Here is a 13,948-nt window from a genome sequence, read left to right on the forward strand (position 1 = left end):
AAGCTGCTTTATGGGTGAAACAATACGTTGCAAGTTTCGGGTTTGAAACATTCATTCAGTAAAGCCGGACCTCTTCCAGCCAATCATGACAGCAGCATTGTTGGGGTACAGTCCGCCAATATCGGCTGCCAGACTTATATTTACAAACTCTTTTTTTCTTGAAGGCAGCGGAGACTCCGCTGTGAGCAGCAAGGAAGTTTGATGTATTGCATGCCTGAAACCGGAAGCATAAGTGCCAAAATTGGCCGAATAGCTTCCTTTGAATGTCAGATTTATCTTATTGATGCTGGCGCTGCTTCCAATATGGTATGCAATGATCCTGTTATTCAAAGTGTAATTGGATGTGGCAGTATTCCATTTTTCTCTTAGCAGGTATTTAGGTCCGATAAACGGCGTTCCCAAAGACCTGTTGCGGTATGACCAGCCTTGGCTGTATACATAATGATTAAAATAATTATCCTGGCCGAATGTGCCTGTTGCAAAGTCAAATACTGTTCCGCCCTGACTTTTGGTGTAAAGCAGTTCGAATAAAAACGTTTTAAGCTGGAAAGGCGTGGACTGGTAACCCGTTCTTTTCAGCCTGAACCCGTTCAGACCGTCCGCAATGTTGGAAAAGTTGCTTAAAGAGCCGTCTTCATAGATGTTTTGCCGATATAGAAAAGCAGTCCAGTTTGTGAATTTCCATTCTACGGCCAGATCAATGGTTCCAAAATGGTTTCCGACCCGGCTAAATTGCCATGGCTTGCCAAAAACCACATAACGGTAAGCTTCCGGTCTTTTCAGTCCGGAGCTGAAAATCTTATCTTCTCCGCCCCAGATGGCCTGATGGTTAAAACCGGCAAACAGGTTCAGCTTTTGCTTACGTCCGCCAAACCGGAAGTAAATGGATTTATGATGAAGATAAATGTCAGAAACCCGCTTGACATTCCCGTACTGAACCTTTGCAGGACCAAGAAGTCCGTCGGAATAAGAGAATTTCAGTGAAATAATATCACTGGCCGGAATGATGTGGAAGTAATCCGGTGTTGAAATCCGGATTTTGGGATATGGACGGAAATTGGCAGACATTGCAATGGGTCCGCTTGTTAAAGTACTGTCGGATAAACCCGTAAATTCTTTCCGCTGCCCGATGCTTACTTCAACAGGGCCTGCTTTGCCGGCCAGGTACAGATCAGTAAAGAAGAAAGAAGGATTTTTTCCGGCATTGGCTATCAGTTCAGCACCGGCAGACCATTGAAGAAAGCGCGGGTTGTTTGGATTGTATATTTTGTGAATTCCACCTTTTGCCAGCAGGAATGATCCTTTAACCGGAATTGCACCATACTGATTTGCATTCAACCAGAACGGTGTGTTTTGCGATGAAGCAGCCGCCTGTAGTTCAGCAGAATAGGTTAAGGTTGAATCCTGTGAAAGTGCGTCAGAATAATAAATGAAGCATATGGACAACGTAAGAATTAAGTTCCTCATCCAGAATGGGTTATTGATTCCAATAAAGATTTCCGGAATGGATCCTATCGTCCGCGTTTACCAAAAATAACAACGGCAGTTTTCAGAATAATTTTAAGTTCCAAAACCAGGCTCCAGTTTTTGATATAATACAAGTCATACATGAGTTTGTGCCGCGCGTCGTATACGCCTGCACCGTATGTATACATTACCTGAGCGTATCCGGTAATTCCGGGTTTGATGTTGTGCCGCATGTTGTAATACGGAATCAATTCATCGAATGTCTCAGTAAAAACCTGGCGTTCAGGTCTTGGCCCGATCAGAGACAAGTCTCTTTTGAAAATGTTAATGATCTGGGGAAGTTCATCAATCCGGCTTAAACGCATGTACGAACCATAGGAAAAGGTTCTGGAGTCGTTCTTTTTCGAAAATGAAGCGCCATTCTGTTCTGCATCAAGTCCCATAGACCGGAATTTAATGCAATTAAAAGCGACATTATTCATGCCAACTCTTTCCTGAAAGTAAAAGACGGGGCCGGGTGACTGTATCTTGATTTTGAAGTAACTCAGTATCCAGAGCGGAAAGGTAAAAAGGAAGAGAATGATAGAAATCGTGACATCAATAATTTTCTTGGGATACCGGATTCTGCGTCCAAAAGTAGGAATCGTAAGGAGGTTGGGATTTATCTCGGAAACGTTGTCAGGAATGTAAACCTTTTTAAGGCTTTTTTCACAAAAATCATAAACGGTTGTAATCCGGATCGATTTGTTTTTTTGTACTACAAGTTCGTAGATAATCCGGTTGCGCTTGTCATATTGCGGGTTTGTAACCAGATGGATTTTTTCAAATTTGTCAAGCAGAGGTCGGACAGTATGGTTTAGAAGGTAGTCGTCGTCATTGGAATGCGGTATGAGAATCACTTCCTTGTATTTTTTCAAAAGCAAGGCCAGGTCATGCTTCTGCAGGAAGTAATCATAGCTCGTTACTATCAAAACCTCCTTTGAAGTTGCCGTTTTACTTAAAAGCCGATGTATATACCTGCGGTTTGTTACGTAAGTGTTGCTCATATGTGTGTATTAAGATGACAAGAATAGTGTGGTTTTTTCGAAAAAAATGCGTTGGGAACGCAAGTTTAGGTATAAACTTTTATAATATAAAATATTAATTTAGCTGAAACAGATCGCCGTTATTTTGGCAAGAATACAATTATTACTATTTGGAACAGCTTGTGTAAAGTTATAAGTACAATGCACATATAAGTATTTTATCAAACAAAATTTCAGTTTTCAATCATTTATGAATGCTTTTTTGTTATTGTTTTATAGTTGCACAGATGGTTTCTCAAACCTTTGATCAAAAAAAGATTTTAATCCTTCAAGCAAATTATTTTCAAAAATGATGTATTGGCAGATTGGCAACAGCGACTGTAATGACAAGTTCAAGGACTAAAATGAAAAATCTTCCGGTCTGAAAACTGAACGTACAGAGGCTGAATAACAAACAGATAAATTAAAAACAGGATAGGACGGGCATTTCCCGGATTGCTTGAAGAAGTTGTAAGTTTTAAATCAATGCCGATTTTTTTCTGATATTAAAATGAACTTGTCCGAAAGAAAGCAGAAATTCCTGACAGGATTTATTACTTAAGTTTTCGGTAGTTATCAGCGTACAGGATAAAGGAATGCGGAAAAAGTTCGGGAACCGATTCGATTGCCAATGAATAACGACTGATATGATGAATGTCGTTTTTCCAGAAATATTATAGTAATCTTTATAGTATGAATTCGATACCGATTTTTTGGTAAGAGAGGTGAAAATCGAATCATCATGCATTAACAATTAAAGTATGATTGTAAACAATCGTAAGCTCATTGAAAATGCAGAAAAAAGTTGTTTTTGATCCAGTAACTTTATGTAAAAACGGTATAAGATAAAAGTATATTCTCCGATTGGAAATTTATTCGGTTGACGGAATGAAATTGCTATTGCAATACTTGTATTTACTCATTTAATTTTTCTGATACTCCGCTTTTATTATTCTTTACTGCATCTGCAGAATAATATAAATCCAAATACGCATTGTACATAGATTGAATCGTAAAATACTTTTCGTAAGACTTTCTTGCTTCTTTTTTTGCCATTACAAGTTCATCTGTATTTTTTACATATTTCAGTATTGCTTCTGCAAAATCGGATACATTGTTACCGACTGCTTTTCCGTTACAGCCGTTCAGTATTTCTGAAATCCCGCCGACATCGGATGCAATTACCGGCACTGAATAGCACAATGCTTCCAGAATCGAAATCGGCATTCCTTCGTAATCGGACGGCAGCATAAAAAGATCGGCATACTTCAGCAACCGGTGTGCTTCTTCTGCTTCACCCAGGCAAAATACATTGCCCGGAACAGCTGTTAGTTTTTCCTTATTTCCAATCCAGAAAAAATTTACGCCTTGTACTTGAAGCTTTTCTGCAACTTCACAAAATAGGTCAAACCGCTTTGGCGGAGCAATACGGGCAATGCAGATTACCTTGAAACCAGGTTTTGCCTGTATGAAGTTTTTTAATCGAATATGATTTTCGGACTCAGGTTTATTATAGAATGTACAATAATCGATGATGCCGTTATAGATAAATCCTATGTTGTTCTGAATGCCTTCATTTCGCAGGTTATTGTAATCATACTGACTAACCCCGACAATATGTCGTGCCCTTTTCTGTAATATTTTTTCCAGGAATAAAAACTTACGAAACGCAACGCGAATGGAGTCAAACCCATGAACGGTGTAAATGATCTTGGAACTTGAAAAAGCAAGACGTCCCAGAATTCCAATTTTGGAAGAGTGCAAATGCACAATGTCAGGATTAAAAGCGGCATCTATTTTGCGTAATTCCTTAACCACCCTGATTTCTTTGGGAATACTTATACTTCTCTGCAGAGAAGGTATTTTCCATTGTTTTGCTTCTTCGGGCAAAGTGTTCCACAGCTCGCCGCTGGCTGATGATGCAACCATCACCTGATGTCCGTTTCGAATGGACTCTGCTACCAAATTGATCACAACCGATTGTGCCCCTCCAAGTTCGGCCAGTGTTATAACATGTAATATTTTCATAGGTATTGCAGGCACATATCAGCTAGAGTACCAAACATTTATATATATGATAAATGACTATGATTTTTCCTGGCTGAAAGCTGTTATTTCTGAAATAAGATTTGGAGTATGTATTTACACCTTTGAATTGCTGAAAACAGCTATTCGGAATTTCTTGTATAAGACCTGATCGGTAGTGGAAGCTTTCACTTTTGTCGTAGAACCGGTTCAGAGTTGCTTATCCTGAATAGGTCCGGACACCGCAGGCTGCATATTCCCGGTGCAACGGAAGACAATAAAGCCGATCAAGCCGCTTTGCATTGCCGCTGCAATACTCAGTACCATTTCCAGATTCACTTTTGAAGATCACAGCGGATTGTAGTTTACGAGCTTCAATATAATTCGAAATTTTCTCTAATGCACGCTCAATGTATTACTACTGTCAACATAAAAATCAGGAACTATATTTTATCTACTAGTTAGCAAGTAATTATCCCCGTTTACGGTCAAAGGTAAATTTTTGATACGGTTAGATTATGATTCAGAAACATAAATCGAACAGAATTTTTATCGAATGGGCCATCTGATTTTTCAGAAGGTCATATCGGGATAAAAAGGAAAATTCTTCCATGTACGAAAGGAAGCAAAGGGTTGAAGTATCCTGAAAAACAGATTCACGGAATGTGTACGGAAACATTGTTTTTGCACTTTATTCCAGCTTCTTTTTCGGCAGATGTAAATTGTAAAAAGTATGAATCATTTTCCATAACTGCTGCTGCTCAAAGTTTTTTAGCACAAACTGCTGTGCCAATGTCCCCATCTTTTTGCTGGCTTGCGGATCTTCGATCAATCTTTTGCATGCTTCAACAATTGCTTCCATGCTCTTGGGCTGAACAAGGATTCCTGTTTTGCCGTCCTCAATCATTTCATTACAGCCGTTGATGTTCGTGGCAATGCAGGGAATACCCATGGCGCTGGCCTGTAAAAGGGCCTGCGGAAAACCCTCCCGGTAACTTGGAAACACAAATATGCTGGAAGCAATCAGGAATTTTCGCACATCGCTCTGATGGCCGACTGCAATGATGGATGGATTGTTAATGATTTCACGATCTGTTTCTTCTTCAAGCGGGTTCAAGTCTTCGGGTGCACCGATCAGCACCAGTTTGAGATTGTGGTAACGCTTTTGGAGGACCTTAAATGCTTTTACTAACTCATTAATACCTTTGTAATGGGCGAGCCTGCCCATGAAAGCAAGCACGGTATCCTGCTCACTGATGTTATGCTGTTTTTTGAAATCCCGGCTTTCAGCCAGTAATTGCGGATTGCTGGAGAAGTAACCGAGATCAATGCCATTGCTGCTGCCGTTTCCCAGAACTTTCACTTTTGACCAGTTTGAACTCAGCTTGTTGTCCAGAATGAATTGTCTCAGCTCTTGGGAATTGGGCAGAACCCAGTCCGAACACTGGTACGTAAGGGATTCTACAAAATCAAGCAGCTTCCGTTTCGGACCGGTAACCTCCATAAGCGGCAAGCCGGCAACAGTGTGCATTTTTAAAGGAACTTTGCAAATGTAAGCTGCCAGCATGCCGATAACTCCGGCCTTTGGGGAATGCGTATGCACAATGTCAGGTTTGATCCGCCTGATTAATTTAATGGTGTTGAACAGCGCAATCAAATCTTTAAAGGGCGTCAGTTCGCGGGAAAGAGGCAAGGGAAAGAATTGTGCGTTCTGACTTTTCTCCATTTCCGGGACATGCTCGTCGGGCGTGCTGGCCATATATACCTCCATGCCGTTTTCCGACATATACTTCAATTGCCCTTTGAGTAAAAGTCGTATGGAATACGTTTCGGTAGTAATCCTGAGTAATTTGATTTTATTCATTTAAGTTTGACGCCTAAAATATTCAAAACCGTACGCTGTCATTATTGAATGTTCCCAATAATGCCGGTTTCAGAAAGTCATTGATCAGGATGCGCCGATCAGTTCTTGAAAATAGTTTATGGTTTCCTTCAAACCGTCCCTGAACAATACTTCCGGCTGATAATCCAACTGATTGCCGGCTTTTGAAATATCGGCAAGGCTGTGCTTCACATCTCCTTTTCTTTCCGGCTTGTAAACGGGTTCCAGTGAGCTTCCCAGATTCTGAGTAATGGCAGATACAAGCTGTGTCAGTGACGTCTGCTCGTTACAGGCAACATTGAAAACTTCATGCTTGACAAGATTAGCCGTCAGCAATGCCTTTATATTTGCCTGAACAACGTTTGACACAAATGTGAAATCTCTTGAAGTAAGCCCGTCACCATTGATAACCGGTCGTTCGCCATTCAGGATTTGTGTAATAAACAGTGGAATAACAGCAGCATAGGGACCGTTGACATTTTGCTTCGGACCGAAAACATTGAAATACCTCAGGCCAATGCTATGAAACTGGTAAGTACGCGAGAAAACATCCGCATAAAGCTCGTTCACGTATTTGGTGACAGCATAAGGCGACAAAGGATTCCCTATAACCGCTTCCTGCTTGGGCAATGAAGGGCTATCACCATAAGTAGAGGACGAAGCTGCATACACCATTCGTTTTACACCTGCTTCTTTGGCTGCCTGCAGAACATTCAGGAAACCGCTGATATTGACTTCATTCGTTGTGATCGGGTCATTGATACTTCTCGGAACCGAACCAAGTGCCGCTTCATGCAGAACATAGTCAATGCCTTTCATAGCTTCCGTGCAGGTTTTGTAATCCCGGATGTCGCCTTCAATAAACCGGACCTGGCCGTTACTGATAAATTCAGCGATGTTTTCCAGATAACCCGTAGACAAATTGTCAAGAACTACAATCTCTGCCGCTTGATACTGAGCCAGATACGCAACAAGATTGGAGCCGATAAACCCGGCACCGCCGGTAATCAGAAATTTGCAGGATGAAATATCCTGCTGATGATATTTATTAAAATCCATGGAATTCAAAGGCGAAAGAAGTGCTTTAAAAAGCAGTTTTAAGTTAATATGGAACGGGATAATCAAAGCTTTTTAAAGCCTTGCATACATTTTTTCTCTGGGAAATATTCCTTTGACATCGTAAACGATCGGGCCATTTTCTCCGGACGGGATCTGAAGATCAAGCAACTGGTCATGGCCCACCGCAGCAACAATTCCCTGATATTTCTCGATTTTTTCCAGATGATCGATCAAAGTAATCCCGTATTCTTGCTGAACTTCCTTTTTGTCGGCCCAGGGATCATATACATGAACATTCATCTCGTAAGATTCCAGTTCACGGATAATGTCGATAACCCGGCTGTTGCGAATGTCAGGACAGTTTTCCTTGAAAGTAATCCCGAGCACCAGCACATCCTGGCCTTTTATCTTACGTTCGCTCTGGATCAGCAATTTGATGAACTGAGAGGCAACGTAGGGTCCCATGGAATCATTTAACCTGCGTCCGGCAAGAATGATTTCCGGATGATAACCTACTTCCTTGGCCTTTTGAGCGAGATAAAAAGGATCTACGCCAATGCAGTGCCCGCCTACGAGTCCCGGTTTGAAGGGTAGAAAATTCCATTTGGTACCGGCTGCTTCCAAAACTTCGCTCGTATCGATTTTGAGCAGGTTGAAGATTTTTGCAAGCTCGTTTACAAAGGCAATGTTGATGTCGCGCTGTGCATTTTCGATCACTTTGGCGGATTCGGCAACTTTAATGCTCGAAGCTTTGAATGTGCCTGCAGTGATGATCGAGCCGTATAATTTATTCACTTCCTCTGCAATCTCCGGCGTTGATCCCGATGTCACTTTCCGGATTTTTGTCAGCGTATGATGTTTGTCGCCCGGATTGATCCGCTCCGGAGAATAGCCGCAGAAGAAATCCTGATTGAAAGTCAACCCGGAAATTTTTTCCAGGATCGGAACACAGTAATCTTCCGTAACGCCGGGATAAACCGTTGATTCATAAATAACAATGTCGCCGGATTTTAAATTGTGAGCAACCGTTTCCGTTGCTTTCCGCACAGGCGTAAGATCGGGATTATTGAACTGGTCAACCGGAGTAGGAACGGTGATGATGAAGATGGAAGCTTGTCGGATGTCGTCCGGATCAACAGTAAATCTCAGTTTGGAGGCCGACTTCAAACCTTCCGCATCCACTTCCAGTGTTCTGTCAAACTGATTGTTTAATTCGTTTATTCTCTGCTGATCAATGTCAAGTCCGATTGTTTTAAAAATTTTACCAAATTCAACTGCGAGAGGCAGCCCCACATAACCCAGACCGATGACACAAATTTCCTTATTTTGTAGGTGCATATAGTTGTTTATAATTGTCAGTGATTGACAAAAATAGTCGATGTGCACAAAATAAGGTTGCTCGGATCTAAAATCTTGCGGAATTGCTCCCGCCCGCAGTTGATAAAAGTTAAGGCTGAACGGTCCAGGTTCCTACCATTTCGTCCACTTGCCAGGTGTTCGTTGCGATTTTCCGGAGTGTGATTTTGCTTCCTACTACATTACTTTGAATGTACTTTCCCTTGTTCACGGAAATGGGCAGGATTACGTCATTAATTAATGGTATCAGCCTCAATATCTGGGCAGTACGTACTTCAAAAGTTATTGCAGGATAATTAGGCGGAAGCCCGTTGAGCGAAATGGTTCTTAAGCCCGTCGAAGTGGCATTATGAAATACTTTTTTAAAGAAGCCGTAAGTCAGTAACCGGTTTGCCTGCGCAATGTCAAAAGTCAGTTTTTCATGCCTATCGGATAAAGCAAAGTTATCCATAACCGCAAGGTGCACATATTTCAAAGCATCCAGTCCTTCCAGCACGGCAGGATCGATCAGGCTACAGTTTTTAACGGTTCCCTTTTTGGACACATCTTCAAAAGCAAATGCCGAAACCATCTTTTTGACAGTTCTTGTATCGTAAACCTTCGGACGGATAATGTGGACATTGCCGACATTGGCGTCACCTATAGCATTCGCTTCCCGATAAACCAGCATAGCGGAACCAAACAGCGCATGCGTGGAACCGGCGTTATTACAATCGATTACCGTAGGATCATTGATCTGAACCGCGCATGCACTGGAACTGTAGTTGCTGGCGCAGAAGCCGTTGGCTTTATTGTTTTTCCAGATCGGATTCTGGAATGTGATCGTTCCCGTGATAGCTCCTGTGGCTCTGGAAATATATGCGCCATAAAAGCTGCCGTCATCTGTATGATTGGTAATGGCAATGTCCACAACACGGTTTGTACCTTTGAAATCATCAATAAGGATGACTATACCCGCTCCAACATTATTTTTCGTGATCGGATTGGTGATGCGGATTCCTTCCAGAAATTCGTCGGGGTAGTTTGGCTCAATGTCGATTCCGGCACTCGGAGCCGTTCCGTTTGTGTTCGAAAAGACGGGACTGATTACCTCAATGTTTTTACCGGATATAATGGAAAGGCCCTGTCTTCTGTTATTGTCCGCACTGATGTTGATCAATTTAACATTTTCCGAAAATTTCTGAGTCGGGCTGGAACCGATGTAAAAGCCGTCACCGCCGCTGTTGTTGGCGGCAATTCCTTCAATCGTTACGTTCTTTACACCAAGCATGATAAAGATATGCCGCTGTTCTCCGCTTGTATATTTCGCTTTCTGATCTTTGAATACAACGTTGTTCCCTTTAATGGAGACATTCTGAACATTGTACATCATGATCATTCTTTCTTCCAGACCCAATGTGCCAAGCCCTTCTACAACAGTGCCTTCTTCAAGGGTAAGCGTCTTGTTGGAGCGCATATTCAAATTTTTGATCCGGTAAGAAACAGCCGGTTTTGGGAAATGAATGCTGCTGATATCCGTCCGGTCAAGTATTTTCTGCAATGCTGCCGTATGATCTGTTGTGCCATCGCCGACAACCCCGAACCACTCTACATTCACCGGTCCTGAGTACACGCGCTCGTATCGTTTGCTGGATGCAACTATGGTCAGCGCTCCGTCGTCTGCCCTGGTGGAAGACGGATTATGCTTGAATATTCCCGCGCGGAACGGATCTGTGATGAAAACAGTAGTGGCGGTATCCGTGATTGATCTTAATTCAGCCATACTCAGATAGGGAACATATGAAATCTTTCCTGCGAGTGCAATACGGGCATTGGATGATCCTTCCTGTGTACCTTCACTCATCCCAAATAAAAGCCTGTCCACTTCGACAAAATTGCTTGCATTATTTGCGGACTTGTGGCTTCTTAGCAACTGAAAAATACCGGATCGTTCGGCACTGACAAACTTTCCCCTGAGCGTGTAAAATGCAGATGGCTTGCTGCCGCTCAGTTCATCTTCAATGAAGTCATGGTAAGATCCTCCGGTTTGCTGAAATCCGTCAGGCAGGATTATCTTCAGGCGAAATGCGCGGGCAGTTTCAAAAACATAAACGGTATTGGCAGGTATGTTCAGAAGATCGGCCTTTATCTTGATTTCAAATTCTTCATTCACCCCAACTTCTGTTGCAGACGTGCGGAGGGAAAAACGGATGGGGTCAATGGCGTTTGTGTGTGCGGATAATAGTGTCAGAATTCCAACTAACACGAGGCAAAGGAATTTTGTTGACCAAGTTGTCATGCTGTAATGTTTAATTAAAATTGTTTTACAAAAAAACAGAACTAGTTTTATTTTTCGTAAAACAATTCTAATTATAAAACAGTTGCATGCAGCACAAAGTGTAGCATTCCGGCGGTAGGTTTTACCGAGTAATTTTGCCTTCTACGGCAGATTACAGCATAAAAAATTTTATTGATCCAGTAATTTTTTGTAAAGAAAAATGTATTTGTCTACCATATTTTCCATACTGAAGCTTTTTACAAAGGTGACTGCTTCAGAAGCCATCTTTTCAGACAAGCCCGGTTCCTGAAAGACAGGTCTGATTTTATTAGCCAGATCAACTTCGTCGCCTGGAACAAACAGAAAGGACTTGTCCGGTACGATTTCACGGATTCCGGCAACATCGGAGCCCAGAAACGGAACGCCAGCTGCAAGTGATTCCAGTGTAACCCCGGACATGCCTTCATAAGCTGAAGAAAGAACGTTCAGATCAACCGTTTTCATCAACGAAGAAATATCAGTCCGGAAGCCAAGGTAATGAATTTGATTTTCCACGCCGCATTCAGCGGCCAGCGCCTTTGTTTTTTCCTTCAGTTCGCCTTCGCCGGCCAGTAACACATGATATTCTTTTCCCAGGATTGCACAAGCCTTGATCAGCGCGCCCTGATCCTTAGGATACCTGAAACTGGCTGCCATCAGCATTAATCTCGCATTTGATGGAATGTTCAGTTGGGAGCATAATACCGATCTGTCAAGCTTTGCAGCATTTGCAATACCTGTAAGGTCTACGCCGTTATGGATCGTATGAATTTTTTCGCCCTGACCGATCCACGAAGCTAGTTTGGTGTTGACGCTGTCTGTAATGGCAATGATGGCCGAATAAGGTTTGTACGCAGCACGCTCTATTCCTTGCAAGTACTTTTTGTCCCGTCGTTTGTTATGGTTACTGTGTTCCGTAAAAATCAGAACCGGCCTGACCTTCATGGAAGAAACAGCCAGACTCGCCCAGTATTGGGCCGGAAACAAGTGAACATGAACGACATCAAAGGAATTAGCTTCAATAAATGTCCGTATTTTCCAGGTACACAACGGATTATAAAAACTGTTTATGCCAAGATCGTGAATGGTGATACCGGCCTTTTTAATGTCTGACAAGAAGGAAGGCACAGATCCTTTTGCATTGAGTAGCAACAGCGCAATATCGATGCCTTTTTTTTTGAAAAACGGAAGAGAAGAGGCCAAGAGCTTTTCTCCACCGCCTTGAGATATGTCATTGATAATTACTAAAACTCTCATTATAAATTTTTCTGCCAGTTACTGCTTGTAATAAATTGCAACAGATCAGTCTACGAGCACATTGTTTTCAAAAACATTGGAATCGGGAGCAGTTCTTAATGACTTTTCGTTTTTCGAAGCGCCCGGGGTTCTGGTGCTTTTTGGCAAGGCTTTATTCTGGATATCAATCTGTTTATCTTCAACAATAACTATTTTGGAGCCGCTTATTTTATTGTTTACGAATCTGTAACCGGTATTTTTTCTGCCCAGGTTAATTGCGCGGCTGCTGCTTTTGATATCGCAACCCTCAAAAGTAACGTTGGAAGATCCCAGTCCGAACTTGGCCAGAATTTCACCGGAACTGTTGTTGCTGAAGCTGCAATTAGTGAATTTGACATTGGTAACCAATTTTTCTTTTCGTTTTGCGTCAACCTCTGCTTCAATGTCTACTCCGGTTCCGGTGGCAGCATACAGACAACGTCCGGTATTTGTTAGCGACGTACCGGTAATCTCCATTTTGTCCCCACCCGTCAGGGCCAATGCCGTCCTTGCGTTGAAGTCCAGTTTGCACTGAATGATTTTAATATTCTTCTGACCAGGTTCGGAATGGGAATTTGCTATCTGCATGCCATCCAGACCAAAACGCTGAACAGTTACTTTCCGCAAGGTGACATTTCCGGAATGTGATACAAGAACGCCGTAATGCGCCAGTTGAATCCCGCAATCGCCATAGCCGCCGCCTACGTTGATCTTCTTCGGGTTAAAGGCCGGGCTTTTCTCATCCATGCACTTTATTTTGTAAGTATTCATGTTATTCAGTGTTTCCGAATAAAAATTGCCGTCCAGTTCCAGATTTTCAACGGTAACATTGCTGCTGTTCACGATCAGGATGCATCTTCCCAGATCAGCCCTTTTATCGGAAGTTGTTTTGGTTTTCGGGGTACATTCCATCGTAATGTCCGTACTGGAACCGTCCTGCGGGTTAAAAGTTCCGAATCTGAAGCCGGTGTCATATTTCAGTAAGCTACCAACCTCGCCCCTGATCTTGACATTTTTTGCATTGATGATCTGGATAACGTCAATTCCACGATAGTAATAATCCCGGTTACCAAGCTTCTCCTGTTTGCCGACGATGTATTTTCCTGCGGGTATGATCAGTTCGCAATAGCCCTTCCGACGATTGATAAAGTCCGATGCAGCCTGGAAAGCGGCATGATCGTTAATAGTATCATTCGGGATGGCACCGAAATCCTTCTGAATATTCAGTTTCATAATGGTCTTGCTGACCCTGCTGGAATGCCTGGTCGAATCGTAGGAAAGGACTTTCCGCTGAGAATAGACGTCTGTACTTAATAGTGACAATCCGATAAATGTTGCCCAAAGTGCTAATACTTTCATAAACGGAGATTTTGGTTTCCAATGCGATAGATGAATGCTTTGCTGATTCTGAAAATCGAGGCAGTTGCAGCCATTTGGTCATGCAGCGGTTGTAAGATTTTGTGCCTGACTTTATGCCTGAAACGATAACAATCGTGCCAAATTGGCCCGTTTTGCCAGTTAGGT

At 42.4% G+C, this 13,948-nt stretch carries 9 protein-coding genes; all 9 read right to left on the bottom strand.

Going from position 1 to position 13,948, the window contains the following annotated elements; all coding sequences use genetic code 11:
- Nucleotides 1–51 precede the first annotated feature (51 nt).
- The 9 genes from FEM55_RS18930 to FEM55_RS18970 all read right to left on the bottom strand — a co-directional run bounded on the left by FEM55_RS18930 (nucleotide 52) and on the right by FEM55_RS18970 (nucleotide 13,783).
- The gene (locus FEM55_RS18930; protein WP_138282951.1) at nucleotides 52–1,467 is read right to left on the bottom strand and encodes a capsule assembly Wzi family protein; all 1,416 of its coding nucleotides are present in this window, start codon (nucleotides 1,465–1,467) and stop codon (nucleotides 52–54) included.
- 44 nt (nucleotides 1,468–1,511) lie between these two features.
- Nucleotides 1,512–2,513: a sugar transferase gene (locus FEM55_RS18935; RefSeq protein WP_138282952.1), complete on the bottom strand. Its 1,002-nt coding sequence runs from the start codon at nucleotides 2,511–2,513 to the stop codon at nucleotides 1,512–1,514.
- 933 nt (nucleotides 2,514–3,446) lie between these two features.
- Nucleotides 3,447–4,559 (bottom strand): glycosyltransferase, encoded by a 1,113-nt coding sequence (locus FEM55_RS18940; protein ID WP_138282953.1) that lies wholly within the window; start codon nucleotides 4,557–4,559, stop codon nucleotides 3,447–3,449.
- A 688-nt stretch (nucleotides 4,560–5,247) separates the two neighbouring features.
- Complete coding sequence (locus FEM55_RS18945) at nucleotides 5,248–6,420, bottom strand: glycosyltransferase family 4 protein (RefSeq protein ID WP_138282954.1); 1,173 nt, start codon at nucleotides 6,418–6,420, stop codon at nucleotides 5,248–5,250.
- An 84-nt stretch (nucleotides 6,421–6,504) separates the two neighbouring features.
- Nucleotides 6,505–7,497 (bottom strand): SDR family oxidoreductase, encoded by a 993-nt coding sequence (locus FEM55_RS18950; RefSeq protein WP_138282955.1) that lies wholly within the window; start codon nucleotides 7,495–7,497, stop codon nucleotides 6,505–6,507.
- A gap of 72 nt (nucleotides 7,498–7,569) precedes the next feature.
- A complete protein-coding gene (locus tag FEM55_RS18955; protein ID WP_138282956.1) occupies nucleotides 7,570–8,835 on the bottom strand; it encodes a nucleotide sugar dehydrogenase in 1,266 nt (421 codons plus the stop codon).
- Between the two features lie 109 nt (nucleotides 8,836–8,944).
- Nucleotides 8,945–11,131 carry a glycoside hydrolase family protein gene (locus tag FEM55_RS18960; protein ID WP_138282957.1) on the bottom strand — a complete coding sequence of 729 codons (2,187 nt, stop codon included), beginning with the start codon at nucleotides 11,129–11,131 and terminating at the stop codon, nucleotides 8,945–8,947.
- Between the two features lie 168 nt (nucleotides 11,132–11,299).
- On the bottom strand, nucleotides 11,300–12,406 hold the full coding sequence (locus tag FEM55_RS18965) for a glycosyltransferase (protein ID WP_138282958.1): 1,107 nt from the start codon (nucleotides 12,404–12,406) through the stop codon (nucleotides 11,300–11,302).
- Nucleotides 12,407–12,451: 45 nt separating this feature from the next.
- A complete protein-coding gene (locus FEM55_RS18970) occupies nucleotides 12,452–13,783 on the bottom strand; it encodes a right-handed parallel beta-helix repeat-containing protein (protein WP_138282959.1) in 1,332 nt (443 codons plus the stop codon).
- Nucleotides 13,784–13,948 lie beyond the last annotated feature (165 nt).

Origin of the sequence: Dyadobacter sediminis (assembly GCF_005860765.1) — a bacterium.
In the GTDB taxonomy this organism is placed as follows: Bacteria; Bacteroidota; Bacteroidia; order Cytophagales; family Spirosomataceae; genus Dyadobacter; species Dyadobacter sediminis.